The sequence below is a fragment of the Microbulbifer mixtoriginis (SeqCode) genome (genome assembly GCF_052466695.1).
In genome coordinates, this window is record NZ_CP174285.1 from 2,355,365 (window position 1) to 2,374,800 (window position 19,436).

Sequence of the window (19,436 nt, forward strand, 5' to 3'; positions counted from 1 at the left end):
TAGTTAGCATTTAATGGAAACCATTAATCGGTGATCTTCCTACAGAAGACTTTCACCCCATTAGTTCACGCCATACTAGGCATATCAAACGCCTGCAATCTGACTTCCGGCCATTGGTACCTTTTGTACAAAAGCCGTACAAAAGCTGCCGGCAGTTAAGGTAGGCGTTAGCTTTAGTCGGAAATAGCAAACCAACAAGGAAGTTAAATGGTACGTTTTGATAGATTATGGGAAAACTACCCAAATGAAGATCCATGCGACGCAAAGAACCGGGATGGTGAAAAGCTTTTTGGAAACCAATGCGCGATTCGGCTAAGTCATGCAATGAAAAAATCTGGTATTAAATTCAATACTTTTCCAAAAGGAAGGAAGTGTTGGGTTCACCCAGGAGAGGAACATATTCTCGCAGCAGCAGAGCTTGCAGATTGGATTCAAAACTCAAAAATTCCAAATATGCTAGTTACTGAAAATATTACCGGTGAAAACTGGAGAGAAAAAGTAGAATCGAGGAAAGGAATTATATGCTTTGAAGATTACTATCTCCGCAGTGATGGTAGCGGTGGAGATCATATCGATCTCTGGAATGGTAGAGCTATGACTGGAATTGGCTCATACTTTCGTACGAGATTCAATATAGTTATTCCAAGCATTTGGTCTGACTTAGGTAAATCTAAAAAAATAAGGTTCTTTCCGGTAGCATGATGAAAAAATTACTCTGGTTTATCATCGCGTTTGTTTGCATCAGCATTGCTTATTTCTTCTTAGTGTATTTGGCTGGATGGGCCTTGAGTCTGGCAGATTTCAGGCTCTACAATTCTGAAGCGGATCAGCAGCGTAATTTCAACATCGTAATGTCAGGGTGGCTTTTACTTTCCATAGTGGGTGCTGCTTGGTTAAGTAGGCGAAAAAACTGATAATGCGCAGCAAGCTGCAGTAGAGCGCGGAGTTAGCACCAAAAAGGTGTTAAGCAACGCATCAAGAAGAAGCTCAGGCTTTTGTACTAGATATCCTATGGTCAGTTATCTACGTGTGGAACCACAATTATATTTCTAATAAAGTTGACTATAAAGCTAGCTGCGCTAAAGCGGGTAGCCGGTAGTTTCTAGCTACCGCCCCCCACAACACCCATCGGGCAAGTCCGCAATGTGCTGCTCCCTATCCTTAATGAATCTCTACCCAACGATAGTGTCGAGCAGATCTTTATTTGAGTTTTGTGTCATGGCAGTACGCTACCTTAAATTTATCCGACTGGAAACATATCGGTAGGCTAGCCCTAACTTTTAACTTGTGGATTTTGGGTTCAGGCCTTCACCCTGTCCAAGGTATTCATCTTGGCATTAGGCTACTATGCCGTCGTCTGACTTCTGCTTAATCACCTTGATCATTATTAACCGAAGCGCTGCTATGCTCCACCACTTTGTCTACCCCACGATGGTAGCTAGCAGGCTGGGCCTATTTATGAGTCAGCAGCTACGCTGACAACTTTACAGCAGCAAGTTAAACAGACCTCCCCAGTTAAAAACGTGAACTTTCACTCCACAACTGCATCATTGACTCTACCCGCTAGACCACCCAGCTTCGGTGCCCCTGGCCACCTCGTCTCCTGGCTAAGCCTTATAGGATGTTTCTATTTGCCAGCGCGTAGTTTTGCTAGCGGCTTCCCCTCAACAAGACCTCACAGTGTTGCAGTTGCCATTCGCTAGTAGTTAGCATTTAATGGAATCCATTAAATTGTGAGCTTCCTACAGCGGGACTTTCACATCATTAGTCCATGCCCATACTGGGTGTAGAAAGTCAATCAATGCCACCCCTTCGGGGCTGGACCTCCACACTAAGTGCTTCGGCCCATTATTGAGGCGTTAAGTGAAGTGATGAAATACACTCCATTAATCTTACTATTGATGTGGGCTACACCAGAAAATGTTTTTGCGTGTATGAAAATTGCTCCCTTCATGCTTAAGGAGTATGAGGGTATGTCAGCCTATGAATCGAATTTGGCTTCGAGTGATATTGCTTTTCGAGGGTACTTGATACAAGCGGAAACTACGGCACGAGCATCTCGGGAAGAGGGTGGTGTAAGAATCTATAAGTATCTCGTAATTGAGCCATTTAAAGGGAATATTAAAAAAAATGAGATCGTAGAGGTATCACAAAATCGTACTTATTGTAGCTTTACCTATAGTATCGACAAAGAACATTTAGTTTATCTTACAGAAGATAAAAACGGACTATATCAATTTGGTATGGCTAACTCTGGCCCGCTATTAGATCAAATTCTTGATATGGAAAAAGAGGAAGATGAAGAGTTTTATCAAGAGATCGTGGAAGCCGGTAGAGGATCTGATTATACGGTGCGATCATATTTTCCCGACGGGAAGCCAAGAATTTACACATATAGTGCTGAAAAACAGCTGGACAAAGTTCGTGCCGCATCATTATTTAAATCGGGTAGTCAGTAGTTTCTAACTGTCGGCCCCAAACCATCCATCGTACGAGTCCGCAATGGGCGGCTCCCAATCCGTACGAGCCAACGATAGTCTCTAACAGCTCTTCATTTGAGCTGAGTGTCATGGCAGTACGCTACTTCTGAGTCAGCGGCCACGCCGACAACTTCACAGCAACAAGCTAAACAGATCAGCTCAGATAAGATCGTGAACTTTCACTACATAAAGGTATTATTGACTCTACCAGTTAGATCACCCGGCTTCGGTGTCCTTTGCCACCTCCCCTCCAAGCTAAGCTTTATAGGATGTTTCTGTTCGTCAGCTCGTAGTTTTGCCAGTAGCTCCCTCCCCCACAAGACTTCCTGGTGTTGCAGTTGCCATTCGCTAGTAGTTAACATTTAATGGCGACCATTAAATGGTGATTTCCCTATAGGGGACTTTCACCCCATTAGTTCACGCCCATGCTCGCGGCATTATGCGTCATTTAACATAGGGTATTGATTGAAGAATGAATAAAGAACAACCAAATAATCCGCTACATGGTATTACTCTTGAGAAAGTTGTTACACGATTGCAGGAGCATTATGGCTGGGATGGTTTGGCAGATAGGATTAATATCAATTGCTTTAAGAGTGACCCATCAATTAAGTCTTCGCTCAAGTTTTTACGCAAAACCCAGTGGGCGCGAGATAAAGTCGAGAATCTGTATATCTCAACTTTTGAAAATAAATCTCCGTGGGCTAATCGTAAATAAGCACTATTTGGTAACCACATAGATGTCGCTGTGATTAGGTAGGGGCAGGCGCATAAATCGGGTAGTCGGTAGTTTCTAGCTACCGGTCCCCACACCACCCATCGTGCCAGTCCGCAATGGCCGGTTCCCTATCCGTTGAATCCCTACTCAACGATAGTGTCGAGTAGCTCTTCACTTGAGTAGAGTATCATGGCAGTGCGCTACTTCTGAGTCAGCGGCCACCCTGGCAGCTTCACAGCAGCCAGTTAAACTGATCTCCCCAAATAAGAACGTGACCTTTCACTTCACAGCTGCACCATTGACTCTACCCTTAGACCACCCCGTTTCGGTGCCCTCCAGGCTAAGCCTTATAGGATGTTTCTATTCCTCAACTCATATTTTGCTAGCGGCTTCCTCCCCACAAGACCTCACAGTATTGCAGTTGCCATTCGCTAGTAGTTAGCATTTAATGGCGTCGATTAAATGGTGAATTTCCCACAGGGAACTTTCACCCCATTAGTTCACGCCCATACTGGGCGTACCAAGTTACTCAAGTACACTCCGTTCCGCTTCCATGGGACAGCCTACACTGGGTTTCTGCTGCCTACTGGCAAGGGTTTAAAGTACACAAGGATAAGTATGATTACTCGGAATACAATAAAATTCAAAGTAACTGAATTACCGATTTCTGATGTTGTTACAAAATTTGGCGGTCAGCCCAATTGGCTTGAGGAAGCTCAATGGCCAATAAGCTCTGAAACGGATTCTCCCATGCGCTTTATTTGTCAGATCAAACTTACAAATGATTTATTTCCAGGCTGTGAGGGAAAAGTGGCCTATATCTTCATGACAGATGATGATGAGTACGTTGATGGAACATGGGAGCCAGACGGTGGCGAGAATGCAGTAATTATTCAACCGGGTGGTAAGCCTCAAATTAAGGTACGAAATATCACCACTGGACCAACTTTACAGGACTATGTTGAAGTAAAGGGGAAAACTGGTCTTTACCCAATAGACATCGAATTAGCTGTTGATCTTTCAGCCTCAAAAGACCCAGAATTCATTCCAGAAGCAGAACGCTTTGACCTAGCTGACGAGGACTATGAAAAATACTGTAATAAGCTGGGAGGAAATAAAATTGGTGGGACACCCAGCTTTCTTCAAGGTGACGAATTTCCCGGAAATACGGACGACTGGTCACTTCTTATGCAGCTAGATTCGTGTGCAGTTCCATTTAGTATCAATTTTGGAGACTCCGGTGTTTCATACGCATTCATAAATAAAGAGGGAACGATTGGTAAGTTCCTCTGGCAATGTTGTTGAGTAGCTCAAAATCGTGTAGCCGGCAATTTATAGTTACCGGCTACTACACCAGTCATCGCGGGGTACGTAATCAGCGGTTCCCTATCCATGTACTTAACGATAGTCTCGAACCGGTTAGGCCTATATATGAATCTGTTATCGTCCTGGCAGCTTCACTGTAGTAAATTAAACAGACTTCCCCAGTTAAGAGCATGAACTTTCACTACACAATTGCATCTTTGACTCTACCCGTTAGATCACCCGGCTTCGGTGTCCTTGGCTGTTGCAATTGTCATTCGCCAGTAGTTACCATTTAATGGAACCCATTAAATGGTAATCTTCCTACAGGGGACTTTCACCCCATTAGTTCACGCCCATAGTTGGCGTACCAAATTAATCAACGATTGCCTACGGCTGAAGAGCCAAGTTATTTGTCCGCTATTGAGGCGTTAAACCAAAAAGGAGCTACCCAGTGTATCGATGCATAGTATTTATCCTGATTCTATTTGCAAGTCAGGTTAGAGCAGATTACGGATATACATATAGTGGCGATTTAAATGGTGATGGTATAGCCGATAGAATCATGTCTGGACCATCAGCAATGTTCGGCAATAGTGGCGGCCCTTTTATAATCTATCTAAGTAAGGCGGATGGAACATACATGAATAAAGTTGTGGCATTTCACCCAAAAGCAATTGCTTTCGAAAAATATGAATCCGGCCGTAATAGTCTATGGGGTTATTGGAGACATGGAACGCGGCAAGGAACATTATTCAAATTATCTTTGGATGGTGAGTTCAAGGTAGAGAGCATCACTATAAACCCAATCGGGTCTAATCTTTCGTCGGGTATATATTCGACGGTTTTTGATAAAAAGTCTTTATTGAAAATAAAAAGAGTTGAGGGCTACATGCCACCAGATTATCCATGGGGAAAGGGTAGAAACACACACTAGGACAGTCAAAGACTGGAGGATTATGTCAACAGTAGCGAAAGCTCTATTTCTGACGATTCTTACTCTTTGATTTAGAAGTAAAGGAGTTCAAGTTCTGGGAATTTGCATTCAGGTCTTAGAAAACGCTATTTTTAGATCAAAGAGCGGTAATCTTGATATAGAGCATTTGGGTTAGGACTAGAATAGCAGAGCGGGCGAGGCTGAGAGGAAGCTTCGGCAATCGCCTATTCCGTGTACCCAGTGTTTATCGAGTTGAGCATAAACTTCTTCCACAGCCTCTCATTAGCTGGTTTCTAATTTAATGGATAGCTTTGCATCGATAAGCAATACCTTATTTTTTTACAGATACACTTTTTTCCACCCCCCCTAAATCTCTGCCAGCAGGTCGAGCTATTTGTATCTTAACGCGGTCATTCCAACCTTTGATTGATCACCAAAGCTCTGAATTTCTTTGTGCATTTGTTTTATATTTCTTGGTTGCTAGTGGATCGAAAAATCTATGTTAATACTTATATCGAGGGGGAATATAAAGATATAACATGAATAGATAGGCAAAACAATTGGGTTGCTCGAAGGAATTTGGCCTATTTCTGTTTAGGAAATATTGTTAATATCAATAACTTTTTTTGGAGGGGGATGGCGGGTAAAAGGTCTTTAGTGAATAACCTACCCATATAAAATTATTGCTTGCAATCTTGGTTTTGAAAATAATATTATTTAACATGGATAGATACTGGAGATACCGATAAAGAAGATATTGCCAGCATTTATTATTGTTGTGGCCATTAGTGTGCAGGCTAGTTTTTTCGGAAGGATTTTAAAAGATTCTCGCGTCAAAATATAAGCATAGGTTGTTTAAGTTATAGCTTTCCATCTTCATGATGAGCGAAGAATTTTACCTATCTATCAATGACCGAACAAGGTCAGAGAAGTTATTGCCGAGCATGTCAAGTAAGGTGTGGCCGGGGCTCTCATATGCGAAATACGATGAGCTTTTTCATGAACTATTTATTTCCACTGAATTGGTATTTAGGGAAAGCTCGAACTTTAATCAGTTGTCCTATGCCAAATATTTTTTATATCCTTTCATTTCGTTTTGTTAATCGAGCATAGTTTTATGGCATTAATGTCTGCAATAAGAGCATATTTAAAAACAGGAGAAAAAAATGGGCTATCACATTACCGTCAATATCGCAAATCACTGTAAGACCGATATTAAATATACCAAAAACATGAATCAATCCGAGGGTAATATTGAGCATGGCCCAGTAGATACTATTCCCGCGTTAACAACCACGAGAGCTTTCACAGGCTGGGCTAAAGGAAGTGACATGGCCGCTGGATATGTCCTTTATTATCTTCCTGGGAAAAGCGGCAGCAAGATGAAGATCAACTACGCAAGCGAAACCGCGATAACTTCGCAAACCGATGGCGAAAAAGCTTATACGGCTTGCGTCTACGTATTCGCGCAGACCCCTAATAAGCCTGGATATAGCGCTGAAACGACGGGTTATTTCTGGGTTATGGATGACGCGATATTAATTTCGAAAAAAAAAGGTGGTAAAGACGAGTACACGGCCACCCTTCACGTATATCCGATAGGGGATCCGTACGAGATGAAAGAAGAAGTTGAACCGGTAAGTCCCACCTATTATCTCGACAATCAGACCAAAAAGTGGGTTCATTTATGCGACTACGCTAATCCACATCCATATGAGCTTTTGAATGGGACCACATCGATTGGACCAGGGCAAAAAGTGATGATACTTGATGGCTTTTCTGGAACTCAATGGGAGTCCCCATACGCTAATTTGCAGTACAGTATCGACGAAGACCACACCTTCTCAATCCAACCAGAATCCAATAGTGGATACGATGGCTGGCAACCTACGAGCGTGTCGTGGCCACAGGGCAAGGGAAACTACAACACCTCGATCGCGGGGAATAATAGCCTGGGCCACACGACCATAACTTTAACGGAGTCCTAACGATTAAGGATTAACTACGCTTCACCGCAATCAATCCATCTTGTAAGACAAGCTCGATTTTATCGTGGATAGAGCTTCTTATTTAAGGGAGTAATTATTTGGGCAACTATTTTGTTTATCAAAAAACTAAAGTGGACACCCTGTTATTTTTAGCTTTTCTTATTGGTAAGTTCCTCTGGCAATGTTGTTGAATAGCTCAAAATCGAGTAGCCGGCAGTTTCTAGTTACCGGCTACTACACCAGTCATCGCGGGGGTGCGTAATCAGCCTATCCATGTACTTAACGATAGTCTCGAACTGGTTAAGCTCATATATGAGTCTATTACCGCCCTGACAGCTTCACTGTAGTAAATTAAACAGAACTTCCCAGTTCAGAGTATGAACTTTCACTACACAACTGCATCTTTGACTCTACCCGTTAGATCACCCATCTTCGGTGTCCTTGGCTGTTGCAGTTGTCATTCGCCAGTAGTTAGCATTTAATGGAACCCATTAAATGGCGAGCTTCCTACAGGGGATTTTCACCCCATTAGCTCATGCCCATGCTGGATGTACCAGTAGTCAGCATCGCCCCTTCGGGGCTGGACCTCGCTACGCTCGGCCACTGTTGGCGGAGTTAGATTTTCTACTCATCGGAGATAGGGAATGTCAACGAGAGAAATCTCCAACTATTATGACTCAACAGAACATAGTGATACTCGAGAAGATTTAATTTTTGCTCTTAGTAAAGCAAAAGGAAGAAAGATTGCTGTTGATTGTGGCTGTGGAGCAGGATCAGATATAGCTTATTTGCGCAGTAATAATTTCACGGTTCATGCCTTTGATATCGAGAATGAATCTATATCTAGATGTCGTAAACGATTCAAAGATGATGAGCAGGTTATTCTATCAAGGGATAGTTTTAATACTTTCCATTATCCTGAGTCCTCGCTGGTAGTTGCTGATGCCAGTCTTTTCTTTTGTCCTGAAAAAGATTTTGAGTCAGTTTGGTTGAAAATAACTAACTCTTTGACGGAGAGTGGAATCTTTTGCGGTTCATTCCTGGGGCCGAAAGACACAATGGCTGGACCTGAGTATGATAAGGAAGCATTTTGGAATGATACTCTAGTTATGAATGAATCGAAGATTAAAAAACATCTCAGTAACTTTGAGCTATTAAAGTGGACTGAACATGACCTTTCAGGAGAAACTGCAGATGGTACACCGCACCATTGGCATATATTCTCCATCGTAGCGAGAAAAAAATCTAAACCGGGTAACCGGTAGTTTCTAGCTACCGGCCCCCACACCACCCATCATGCATGTCCGCAATGGGCGGTTCCCTATCCGTAATAAATCTCTACCCAACGATACTGTCGAGCAGCTCTTCAATCGAGTTGAATGTCATGGCAGTGCGCTATCTCAACCTTATCCAACTGGAAACATATCGGTGGTCTAGCCATGCCTTGTAGCTTATGGATTTTAGGTTCAGTGTAGTGATCTAATCCATCCAGACACTTCGCGAAGATGGTAAAACTACCGAGCAAGGTGAAGTATGAAAACAAAAGGTACACGTCGGTATTTCAATCCGGCATTTAAGAAAGACGCCGAAACTCTTGTCTCTGAGCAAGGATATTCGATTTCTAAGATAGTAAAGACTGTAGGAACAACTGCCAATAACCTGAGGCGCTGAATAAAGGACCTGAAGTAGAAAAGGGAAATTGTTGGGACAAGGTACCGACTGAACGTTTTTTTAGCGGCCTGAAGCCAGAGTGATTAACGGGAAATCTCTATCCGACAAGAAAGGAGGCGATAGCAGATGTAAGAGCCTATATTGCTTTTTACAACTCACGCAGAATACATACAACACTGGGGGACCTAGCACCTATCGAATTTGAGAAATGTACTTAGAGGAGTGTTCGGTTGGAGTTGACCACAACAGAGTGGGGTGAAAAAACTGAAATAGGCGTTTAAATTTACTAACGGTGGTAAGAGTCTGGCAATCTGACTTATGTGCGCCACGCCCCTGAGCTATTTTTTTAAAGAGGCTAGGCTACCGTAGATTATTGAATTGCAAATATATTTACCAGATTGCCACTTTATAGGAAATCTATAATCTAAAGTAGCTAATAGATTCGCATTGGGACTTAAAGGGTCTTTAATAGAAAGATAGATAGTGAACCACTGGCTCCCTGGTCAACTACTACATGAAATCAGGGCTCTTAACTCATGAGTAAAGATATAAGATTTTTTCATAGTGTTTTTTCAAAATACGGTGATCTTTCCAAGGAGCAGTGGAAGCTGGCGCTATGTAATGTAACGCAAATATATACAGCGGATAAGATTAAAATGATCCCTGTCTCTGAAAGAAAAGGAAGAAGCGAAATTGTAGCTTCAGCGAGAGAATTTGCTGTAAAGCAGCATGCAGAGTACGAGGGTTACAACAAGATAATTAAAGCTAATAGGCGCGGAGGCTGGGTATGTTGATCGTGGCCGGCACCATGATTGCCTTCTCGGTCTTCGTCCTCTCTTTGATGGGGGAAACGGCCACCACAACAGACACGACACCCGCGGCTCTTCCGCCGCTGCAGAACACCCCACTCCCCGATCGGGTTAAGCTGGGATTCCTTCTTTACAACGACCTGAACATCTCGGCCAGGCGTAACACCGGCTGCGTCACCTGTCACGCGCACTCGGCCGGTTTCGCCGATCCACGCAGCGCCGCCGATCCCGTAAGTATGCCGGTCTCCCCCGGGTCCGAGCCCGGGAAATTTGGCACGCGCAACGCCCAGACCGCCGCTTACGCGACGTTCAGCCCCCCATTCCACTGGGATGAGCAGAAGCAGACCTATGTCGGCGGGCAGTTCTGGGATGGCCGGGCCAACTCGCTGAAAGACCAAGCAATCGGACCGCCACTCAACCCACTGGAGATGGCCATGCCGAGCAAAGAGGCGGTCCTCGCGCGCCTCGCGGAGAATCCGGTCTATCTCGAGGCCTTCCGGCGGCTCTACGGCGTAGACCTCAAGTGGCCACAGGTCGAGATGGTCTACCCCAAGTTCGGCGCCGCAATCGGGTCCTTCGAGCCCACTGACGAGTTCGCCGAGTTCAACTCCAAGTACGACTACTACGTTGCAGGCAAGATCGACCTGACCCCGCAGGAAAAGTTGGGACTCCAACTGTTCAACGGCAAAGCAAAATGCAGTAACTGCCATAGTAGCAAGCCGCCGGCGAACTACCCGCACGCCCTGTTCACCGACTTCACCTATGACAACCTGGGTCTCCCTGTGAACCCGCGAATCGCCGGCCTGCACGGCGTCGACAGCCTACCACTCGACCTGGGCCTGGGCGGTCGGCCAGAGATCGCCGCCAAGCACCCCGACGGATCGCAGAATGGTAAATTCAAAGTCCCCACTCTCCGCAACATTGAGATCACCCCACCCTATGGGCACAACGGCGTCTTCGCCACGCTCGAGCAAATCGTCCATTTCTACAACACCCGTGATACGCTCGGTGAAGTGCCCGACGCAACCGACCCGAACTTCGGAATCACCGGCTGGCCTAAACCCGAAGTCCCTAAGAACGTCAACCGGGCCGAGCTGGGTAACCTCGGGCTGACAGACGAAGAGGAAGCCGCGATCGTGGCGTTTCTGAAGACATTGACCGACGACGCGTTCGACGAAAAGGACCTCGAACACCCCGAAGGCGAGGCGCCGCTGCGCCGTTGACGATAATCAAATTGTCGAGCATGTTTGGATGTCTGGAGTCCATTCAATATCACTGAACCCTATCCAGATAGTAGACTTTCGGACATCTCGCTCAGCTGGATGGTAGCCCGTGTCACTAAACATCCCGACCTCATTCTCGATGAAAAATGCCTCCCATACCCAGATAGCTTTGAATCCAACATCAGGGACTGGTTACGAGAGTCAATCAAGCTTGAATCTGAATTCTAGACTTTATCCCTATCAACGTCTGATGAATTAGAAACTACCGGATAGTAGGGATATCGGTGAGAGGTTTCGACACAAATTCGAGAGCACTGATCGACGCAACTTACTGCCTGCGGGTTTCAAAACAATCGGGGATTACTTGGCTTTTAGTATCGTTAACCTTGAGCTTAAGCTTGCGCTCAACAAAGCGTTTAATACTCGCCATAACCCGTCCACCCGCGCGTTTAGAAGAAACGACGATCACAAAATTCTCCGCATAGCAGATAAAATTGTGTCAACGTTTATCCAGTTCTTTGTCTAGCAGGTCGAGTACAATATTGGAAAGCAGCGGCGATAAAGGGCCACCTTGTGGCACCCCCTCATGACAGGCTTTCCAATATCCATCTTCTACACATCCTGCGCGCAAGTAGCTTGCGATCAATTTGAGTAAACGCTTATCGCTGATTCTTTGGCCAAGTAAACTCATAAGGAAATCATGATTTACTCGATCAAAAAATTTCGATAACTCGACATCCTCCGCTATTCGTTTCCCTTCCTCGATATACTTTCGCAGCTTTTTCACTGCATGATGCTGTGATCGCTTTGGACAGAAGCCATAGCTAATTTCCGAAAATTTTTATCGAAGATGGGGTGGATAACTTGGGCAACAGCTTGCTGAATAACACGATCAAAGATTGTAGGTATCCCAAGACCTCACTGACCACCATCTGGCTAGCGAATGTAGACTCGCCTAACGGGAAGCGGTTGATAATGGCCTTGCCGAATAATTTCAACAATCGCATCACCAATTACCTTGAAGTGCTGAACAAACTCATCGATGGTAATCCCATCAATGCCTGCGGCACCTTTATTGCCGGATGGCAACATATCGGTAGGCTGCCCTGTCTTTTAACCCTGGAGTTTGGTTGAGACCTTCACCGTGTCCAAGGTATTAATCTTGGCATTTGGCTACTAGGCCGTCGGCTGAGTTCTGTTTAATCACCCTGGTCATTTCTGACCGAGGCTCTGGCTATGTTCCACCATTTTTTCTACTCCACGATAGTGGTGGACCTACTTATGAGTCAGCGCCAACGCTGACAGCTAAACAAATCTCCCTAGATAAGAACGTGAACTTTCACTGCACAGTTGCATCATTGACTCTAGCTGTTAGATCACCTAGCTAAACCTTATAGAATGTTTCTGTTCGTAAGCTCGAAGTTTTGCTGGCGGCTGTCACCCCAAAAGACCTCGTGGTGTTGCAGTTGCCATTCGCTAGTAGTTAGCATTTAATGGAATCCATTAAACGGTGATCTTCCTACAGGGGACTTTCGCCCTATTAGTCCACGCCCATGCTGAGTGCACCAAGCGCCTGTAAATTGACCTCCGGCCATTGTCACCTTTTTTGCCAAAACCTTGGCAAATAAGGTGACAGTAGCCTCCGGCAGTTGAGGCGGGCGTTAGGTGCGTAATATCGACGACCTCTTTGAGAGATGATAATGAAGAAACTCAAAAACGAAAAAGAGATGGTGAAAAAGGCTATAGCACTCGGTACTGCATATGGCACCAAGCGAGGCGTTGTCGAATTCGAAGCTACCGATTCAGCTCACGAGAAACTCGAATATATTTATCGTCTTTTAGTTCACGATAAATTAATTCAACCGCTTCCAGAAGACAAAATATCACAGAAAGCTATCATGCATAGGTTAGCAATATGGGCCTCAAAGCAGTGAAGAGAGGGGTTTTATCGTAAGACCAGGAAGTATTTGGTAGCCATACTAAAAGGGCTTAAAAAGTCATAGTCATGGATTAGCAGCCATTAGCGCCGATATTCCTACGTTTCACCACAAATAAAAACTAAACCATATCCGGCTTTGTTTATGGCTTAGGTAAACACCGTTAACACAAAAAAACCGATAAATCGTCAGCCTTAGAAGAGGAGTATGAAGTGGCTTAAGATAAGCCACTTCAATCACAAACAGCTAATATCCGTTAAAGGGGCAACGGCATAGGTTTTTCATTCACCTTAAACTCGCTGTCTTTCAGGCTGATATTGGAGCTGTAGCCGTCATTGCTTGATACTAACAAACCTTGTTGCTCAAGAGACGCTAATATGGTTGGTACTTGTTGAGCAGCTACTTGCTCCAGCTGCTCTTCACTCATGCCTTGGGTTTGCGGGTTATTTTGCAATTGAGCTTTCATCACTTGTACGGCCATAAATTCAATCAGGGCTTTATCGCCGCTTAGCTTGCCGTCAACTAAGGCATGTGACAGCCAGAAAGCCGGATCTAGTGGTTGCTCCGGTAACACGCTAATGCCAACTAAGCTAGTATGCAGGTTACTGTTAAAGCTGCCTTGCGGGAAAGTACCACGTAAGCTGGTAACATTCACTTGAGGTTCGCCAGCCACTAAAGATAACAGATTAGCGTTCATAAACTCCATAGCCTTAGCTCCTGCCTCTTCAGCAGGCAGCGTATTGAGTGAGTTCGCAAAATCCTGATAAGACTTCAAAAATTCTTGGCTGATATTGGCGACCTCAATCTCAAGAGCCAGATCTTCACCATGGAATTCAGCTATGTCGACCTTTTTAGAGCCGTAGGAAACCTGCATATTTCCCAGTTGTTTTTCTTGGTTGAATTCAGTACTGCCCTTCACATATAGGTCAGCAATGTCAATATTTTCGTTTTGTTCTCTATCATTTAAACTGATGGCACCAAGGTTAATTGTTATATCAGAATCATAAAAAGCACTTTCAAAGATTGCCTTAAAGGAGGAAGCCATGGTCATATCCATAGTCAAACTTTCAGCCTTGACGTCCCTTAACTCAGAAGTGACAGTAAGGCTATCGGCACCCCCCTGGTAAGTTAGTTGCCCATCCTGATATTGCCCTTTACCCTGGAAACCGCTGAAAGTTAACTGAGCTTTATGATCTTCAATATCAGTAGTAAATGGCGTAATGCTGTCGTTATAGTAATAACCACCTAAAACATTCATATTGCCATGAAGCTGGTAAAAAGGCGTTTGCTCAGCCCACACCAAATGTTCACGTAATTGATCACCGGCAGCTTCTAGTGTCCAGCCAAGCCATCCGAAACCGGCATGTTCACCGAAGCGAAAGGGGCCGTGGGAAGCACTGAAATCTACTTCTACAGAAAAAGATTCAAGTTCAGGGGTATCTGACACATCCGAGAAAGCATTGAGATCCATGCTGACCAAAAAGGTGGTCTGGGTTGAAAACCAGGATGAATCCATGCTTTTTATTTCAACCGTGTATGCCGAATTTTCATTTGCGGCAGTGACTATTTCATCAATGGATGACTCAAGTTGAATGCCGGCAATTTTCGGTGCAACAACACCAGTAAGCACTGCTACTGGAAGCAATACACTCAATAATTTCTTCATTAAAATAAATCCAAACTACAAATTGGCTGAGAAGTAAGTCTATTATTATCTCATATTTACAGGCAGCTGTAAGTCAAAATATAAAATACTTATTCTTTCTTGGTGCAAACTACAAACGGACGCCCCTATAACAACAATATGTAAAGCGGACTCAATAAAACTCACCAAATCTAGTCCTTAATATTGGAGGCGGGAAGCCTTCCTCGCCGAAAATACGAACACTGTAATTAGTTGTAATTGGTACAAACTTTTATATTCTATAAGGGATCGCGTAAATGTAACCGTTGGCAAGTTGAGATTCAGTTTTCTGGGCCACCCGAAAATATAAATTCATGTATTTGTGATTGTAATTATTGCCTGCATTCAGCTTTAAAGTGCATCACTTACTCTACCCGTTAGATATCCCGGCTTCTGTATCCTTGGCCAGCTCGTAGTTTTTCTATCGGTCTCCTCCCCACAAGACCTTGCGGTATTACAGTTGCCATTCATTATTAGTTAGCATTTAATGGAATCCATTAAACGGTGATCTTCCTACAGAGGCTTTCACCCCATTCGTCCACGCCCATGTTGGGTGTACCAAAGCCATCAACCATTGCCAGCAAAGCTGCCTGGACCTCTGCACTATGTGCTCCAGCTGGTTATGACGGCGTTAAGGCTACAATGAATATTCGAGAATCTATCCAGTCTCAATTTTCCGGAAAAGCTTTCGAAAGACCTTTGTTCTATACCCACAAAGGAGGTCTTCGTTTTGAGCTTTCCTTAGGTGGAGATTGGCTCGATCAATTTGATTTAGCATTACGTAAATCTCACGAAATATGTGAAGAAATATTCGATAAGGAGATTGTTGCCTGTTACCGTATCTTTAGTAACGAACCCCTAGTTTCTTCTATCTCCACTTTTCGTGAGCTTAGAAACATTGGATTATTTCCCAAGAAAGTGAAAGAGAAAGAGCACTGGCTTGAGCGTGTAGCGGTAGATGAAGGCTGGATTGAGGGGGAAACTGAAGATTACTGGCATACAATTGCGATAAAACTACCCAAATCAAGTCTGAAGAAGCTACTTTGGTGCAGCATGGCACAAGACTTAGGCGTCAAGCCATGTCCGCTAGTAAACATCTACCTCTTTGATCTAACTAAAGGAGTTGAAGCTTGGCCTTATGATGTTCGAGGCATGGACGTTATTGGCAACAAGGCCATACTGTCTCAGCTATACAAGAAATTCGACTCATACCTTCTCGACTACGATAGAGAGATGATGGACACGAATTTTGGCTAACGCCTTAAATCGGGGGGCACAGTCCCCTGATTTATCTCTGCACCACTCCCCATACGAATCCCAATCCCAGCTCTCTCTATCTTGCATCGCCTTTTCACCTATTTTATTGCGCCATACATGTCTTAAATATCTCCATTTATTGACACAAAATTAAGTTTTCCGATCACTGACGTTAATTATCACAGAATTCCATCTAATAAAAAGTAAAGGTATAAGAATTAAACGTTCCTTAGTGATACTGGCGTAATCTTGGACTAAGCCTTATAAACAGTGGACAAGCAAACAAGGATTTTGGGAGCTAGCAGGCACCTCGTTGAAGTAGAGGGCAACTCAAAAGTATTCCATTCGTTTTCTGTACCAGAAATCGTTCCTATCAAAAAAACACCAAGTATTTTCGCGGCGGTACTAAGAATCAATTCGGGCGTGACCCATAAGAAAAACGGGGAGAAAGAAGTTGAACTACCCAGAGCAGCTCAACCCGGAAGTGTGGCCTCTTGTCGTTTATTGCCTTGCTGTACTCGCACTAATTGTCCTGATGCTGAGCCTTTCCTATTTTCTCGGGCAGAAGAGAAGAGATCCCGCAACAGATGAACCTTTTGAATCCGGGATTATCTCCCAGGGCAGTGCTCGCCTGCGAATTTCAGTTGCCTACTATTTGGTTGCCATTTTATTCATTGTATTCGACCTGGAAGCGGTTTATCTGTTTAGCTGGTCAATTGCCTTCTTTGAGACCGGGCTTCTCGGCTTTATCGAAGCCACAATCTTTATTGTCATCCTACTGGTAGGGCTGATCTACCTATGGCGCCTGGGTGCATTGGAGTGGGGCGGACAACAAAAAAGTTTGATTGGCCGCAAAAATAATCAATAAAGAAACCAGGAAAACACCATGCGCTGGCAGCTGAGTAAGGCAGATGATGTCATCGCCTCTGACTCCCGTAAGTCAAGTGGCGAGGAATTCGAAGAAGACCTGCAAAAAAATGTTCTACTCGCCAAGTTGGAAGAGTTAGTCGCCTGGGGACGCTCTAATTCACTTTGGCCATTTAACTTCGGGCTTTCCTGCTGCTATGTGGAAATGGCCACTGCATTTACCAGCCGCCATGATATCTCCCGTTTCGGCGCAGAAGTCATTCGTGCAACGCCACGGCAAGCTGATCTTATTGTAATTTCTGGCACCGTATTCCTAAAAATGGCGCCTGTGGTACAGCGGCTCTACGAACAAATGATCGAGCCTCGCTGGGTGATATCCATGGGCTCTTGTGCCAACTCTGGCGGCATGTACGACATTTACAGCGTGGTGCAAGGTGTCGATAAATTTTTGCCTGTTGATGTCTATGTCCCCGGGTGCCCCCCACGCCCAGAAGCATTACTGCAGGGTCTCACTCTGCTACAAAAATCCGTTGCTGCCGAGCGCAGAAATTTCAGTTGGGTAGTGGACGAACAGGGAACCAGAAAAGTAGCCAAACCAAGCCAGCGGGATTTGCATCGAGAAGAACGGATGCGTACGGAACTATTGCGCTCTCCAGATACGGTTTAAAGCTTAAAGCGCTCCAATAAAACAATAACAATGGGACCCTCATGACAGGCGTTATAGCAAAAAGTATTCACTGTGAGACTGCCTATAGCAAGGAGGCTGAGCTATTCCTGCGTGATCTCGACCAGGAATATCATTTGCACAATTACTGGTTACAACCAAATTGTGGAGATATGCCCACTCTATGGGTAGATGCCCAGTCCCTGATTCCCATATTGCAATTTCTCAAGGTAGATATTTCTCGTCCATTCGCCATGCTTTACGACCTCAGCGCAATAGATGAGCGCTTGCGAGTAAACCGCGGAGAAGGACCAGAAAAGCAGCCAGCTAGTGATTTTACCCTGGTCTACCAACTCCTATCTTTCACTCGCAATTTATTTATCCGCATTAAGGTCGCTCTGGCCGAATCCAAGCTTTCAGTGCCATCAATTGATGACATTTGGCAAAACGCCAACTGGTATGAGCGGGAGGTTTGGGACCTCTTTGGGATTAATTTCGAAGGGCATCCACATTTGCGCCGGATTATGATGCCCACTACCTGGAAAGGACATCCCCTGCGTAAGGATCATCATGCACGCGCCACAGAAGTAGACCCTTTCAGTCTTTCTGAAGAAAAAGAGCGTAAGGAGCAAGAGGCACTATTATTTCGCCCTGAGGATTGGGGCATGGCTCGTGCCAACGAAGACTCAGAATTTATGTTTCTAAATTTGGGGCCAAACCACCCCAGTGTGCATGGCGTTTTTCGCATCGCCCTGCAACTCGATGGTGAACAAATAGTGGATGCGGTACCGGATATCGGTTATCACCATCGCGGCGCAGAAAAAATGGCAGAACGCCAAGCCTGGCACACCTATGTGCCCTATACAGATCGCATTGATTACCTGGGTGGCGTTATGAATAACCTGCCCTACGTATTGGCTCTGGAGCAACTCGCCGGAATTCAGGTGCCCGAACGTGCCCAGGTTATTCGTGTAATGATGTGCGAGTTTTTCCGCATTTCCAGCCATCTCGTCTTTTTCGGCACCTTTGCTCAGGACGTCGGACAGATGTCCCCTGTCTTTTACATGTTTATCGACCGAGAGAAACTTTTTGGCATAGTCGAGGCCATCACTGGTGGGCGTATGCATCCGGCCTGGTTTCGGATCGGCGGTGTAGCCCAGGATCTGCCAGAGGGTTGGGAAAAGATGGTCCGGGAATTTCTCGACTATATGCCACAACGCTTGCGCGATTACGACGGGATGGTAATCAAAAATAAACTGCTACAAAAACGTACACGGGGCATCGGCGTCTACAATACCGCTGAAGCACTGGAGTGGGGAGTGACGGGTCCCGGTCTGCGCGCAACCGGGCTTGAATGGGATTTACGTAAAAAACGCCCTTACAGTGGCTATGACCAATTTGAATTCGATATTCCCAGCTATGATGGTGGTGATTGTTTTGATCGGTGTCGCGTGCGAGTGGATGAAATGTGGCAGAGCCTGCGTATTATCCGTCAGTGCCTGGAAAATATGCCAGCTGGGCCCTATAAATCCGATCACCCATTGACGACGCCTCCACGAAAGGGGCGCACTATGCAGGATATAGAAACCCTCATCCAACACTTTGTAAATAACAGTTGGGGACCTGTAATGCCCGCCGGTGAGGTGTGTTTCCCAATCGAAGCCACTAAAGGTCTCAACAGTTATCAAATTGTCAGCGATGGAGGGACGACATCATACCGCACCAGAATACGCACACCCTCATTCCCTCATTTACAAATGATTCCACTTATGTCACGGGGGCTGTTAATTGCGGATCTTATTGCAATCATTGCCAGTATTGATTTTGTGATGGCAGATGTTGACCGATAACAACAATAAATTCAGCTTAGATTATGGGGAGACTTATGAAATACAGGAT

General features: G+C 44.9%; 19 protein-coding genes and 1 pseudogene. 17 read left to right on the forward strand and 3 right to left on the reverse strand.

Going from position 1 to position 19,436, the window contains the following annotated elements:
* Positions 1-207: 207 nt before the first annotated feature.
* The 11 genes and pseudogenes from ACJJI0_RS10485 to ACJJI0_RS10535 all read left to right on the forward strand — a co-directional run bounded on the left by ACJJI0_RS10485 (position 208) and on the right by ACJJI0_RS10535 (position 11,128).
* Positions 208-702: a T6SS effector amidase Tae4 family protein gene (locus ACJJI0_RS10485; protein ID WP_444885832.1), complete on the forward strand. Its 495-nt coding sequence runs from the start codon at positions 208-210 to the stop codon at positions 700-702.
* On the forward strand, positions 702-914 hold the full coding sequence (locus tag ACJJI0_RS10490) for a hypothetical protein (protein WP_444885833.1): 213 nt from the start codon (positions 702-704) through the stop codon (positions 912-914). Before ACJJI0_RS10485 ends, ACJJI0_RS10490 begins: the two co-directional genes overlap by 1 nt.
* Positions 915-1,871: 957 nt before the next feature.
* Positions 1,872-2,459 (forward strand): hypothetical protein, encoded by a 588-nt coding sequence (locus tag ACJJI0_RS10495; protein ID WP_444885834.1) that lies wholly within the window; start codon positions 1,872-1,874, stop codon positions 2,457-2,459.
* A 493-nt stretch (positions 2,460-2,952) separates the two neighbouring features.
* Positions 2,953-3,198: a VF530 family protein gene (locus tag ACJJI0_RS10500; protein WP_444885835.1), complete on the forward strand. Its 246-nt coding sequence runs from the start codon at positions 2,953-2,955 to the stop codon at positions 3,196-3,198.
* A gap of 618 nt (positions 3,199-3,816) precedes the next feature.
* On the forward strand, positions 3,817-4,503 hold the full coding sequence (locus ACJJI0_RS10505) for a DUF1963 domain-containing protein (protein ID WP_444885836.1): 687 nt from the start codon (positions 3,817-3,819) through the stop codon (positions 4,501-4,503).
* 451 nt (positions 4,504-4,954) lie between these two features.
* Positions 4,955-5,437 carry a hypothetical protein gene (locus tag ACJJI0_RS10510; RefSeq protein WP_444885837.1) on the forward strand — a complete coding sequence of 161 codons (483 nt, stop codon included), beginning with the start codon at positions 4,955-4,957 and terminating at the stop codon, positions 5,435-5,437.
* A gap of 1,166 nt (positions 5,438-6,603) precedes the next feature.
* The gene (locus tag ACJJI0_RS10515) at positions 6,604-7,425 is read left to right on the forward strand and encodes a hypothetical protein (RefSeq protein ID WP_444885838.1); all 822 of its coding nucleotides are present in this window, start codon (positions 6,604-6,606) and stop codon (positions 7,423-7,425) included.
* A 644-nt stretch (positions 7,426-8,069) separates the two neighbouring features.
* Entirely contained in the window at positions 8,070-8,690 is a 621-nt protein-coding gene (locus tag ACJJI0_RS10520) for a class I SAM-dependent methyltransferase (protein WP_444885839.1), read from the forward strand.
* Positions 8,691-9,197: 507 nt separating this feature from the next.
* Positions 9,198-9,314: pseudogene (locus ACJJI0_RS10525) on the forward strand (IS3 family transposase); the annotation flags it as partial.
* Between the two features lie 318 nt (positions 9,315-9,632).
* Complete coding sequence (locus tag ACJJI0_RS10530; protein WP_444885840.1) at positions 9,633-9,890, forward strand: hypothetical protein; 258 nt, start codon at positions 9,633-9,635, stop codon at positions 9,888-9,890.
* Complete coding sequence (locus tag ACJJI0_RS10535) at positions 9,884-11,128, forward strand: cytochrome-c peroxidase (protein ID WP_444885841.1); 1,245 nt, start codon at positions 9,884-9,886, stop codon at positions 11,126-11,128. The genes ACJJI0_RS10530 and ACJJI0_RS10535 overlap by 7 nt, the downstream gene beginning before the upstream one ends.
* A 328-nt stretch (positions 11,129-11,456) precedes the next feature.
* Here the strand turns inward: ACJJI0_RS10535 and ACJJI0_RS10540 are convergent, their stop codons facing one another.
* The gene (locus ACJJI0_RS10540) at positions 11,457-11,597 is read right to left on the reverse strand and encodes a hypothetical protein (RefSeq protein WP_252084852.1); all 141 of its coding nucleotides are present in this window, start codon (positions 11,595-11,597) and stop codon (positions 11,457-11,459) included.
* A gap of 30 nt (positions 11,598-11,627) precedes the next feature.
* Positions 11,628-11,957 (reverse strand): reverse transcriptase domain-containing protein, encoded by a 330-nt coding sequence (locus ACJJI0_RS10545; protein WP_444885926.1) that lies wholly within the window; start codon positions 11,955-11,957, stop codon positions 11,628-11,630.
* Between the two features lie 146 nt (positions 11,958-12,103).
* Here ACJJI0_RS10545 and ACJJI0_RS10550 point away from each other — a divergent pair, with 146 nt between their 5' ends.
* Both ACJJI0_RS10550 and ACJJI0_RS10555 read left to right on the forward strand, forming a co-directional pair.
* Positions 12,104-12,262 (forward strand): hypothetical protein, encoded by a 159-nt coding sequence (locus tag ACJJI0_RS10550; protein WP_444885842.1) that lies wholly within the window; start codon positions 12,104-12,106, stop codon positions 12,260-12,262.
* Positions 12,263-12,828: 566 nt separating this feature from the next.
* Positions 12,829-13,062: a DUF5062 family protein gene (locus ACJJI0_RS10555; RefSeq protein WP_252084850.1), complete on the forward strand. Its 234-nt coding sequence runs from the start codon at positions 12,829-12,831 to the stop codon at positions 13,060-13,062.
* Positions 13,063-13,321: 259 nt separating this feature from the next.
* Here ACJJI0_RS10555 and ACJJI0_RS10560 read toward each other — a convergent pair whose 3' ends face one another.
* Complete coding sequence (locus tag ACJJI0_RS10560; RefSeq protein WP_444885843.1) at positions 13,322-14,731, reverse strand: YdgA family protein; 1,410 nt, start codon at positions 14,729-14,731, stop codon at positions 13,322-13,324.
* Positions 14,732-15,295: 564 nt separating this feature from the next.
* Between ACJJI0_RS10560 and ACJJI0_RS10565 the strand changes: the two genes are divergently transcribed.
* From ACJJI0_RS10565 to nuoC, 4 genes are all read left to right on the forward strand, one after another.
* Positions 15,296-16,006, forward strand: a complete 711-nt coding sequence (locus ACJJI0_RS10565) for a DUF3885 domain-containing protein (protein ID WP_444885844.1) — start codon at positions 15,296-15,298, stop codon at positions 16,004-16,006.
* Between the two features lie 454 nt (positions 16,007-16,460).
* Positions 16,461-16,874 (forward strand): NADH-quinone oxidoreductase subunit A, encoded by a 414-nt coding sequence (gene ndhC, locus ACJJI0_RS10570; protein ID WP_252084847.1) that lies wholly within the window; start codon positions 16,461-16,463, stop codon positions 16,872-16,874.
* A gap of 18 nt (positions 16,875-16,892) precedes the next feature.
* Entirely contained in the window at positions 16,893-17,540 is a 648-nt protein-coding gene (locus ACJJI0_RS10575) for a NuoB/complex I 20 kDa subunit family protein (protein WP_444885845.1), read from the forward strand.
* A gap of 41 nt (positions 17,541-17,581) precedes the next feature.
* Complete coding sequence (gene nuoC, locus ACJJI0_RS10580) at positions 17,582-19,387, forward strand: NADH-quinone oxidoreductase subunit C/D (protein WP_444885846.1); 1,806 nt, start codon at positions 17,582-17,584, stop codon at positions 19,385-19,387.
* Positions 19,388-19,436: the final 49 nt, after the last annotated feature.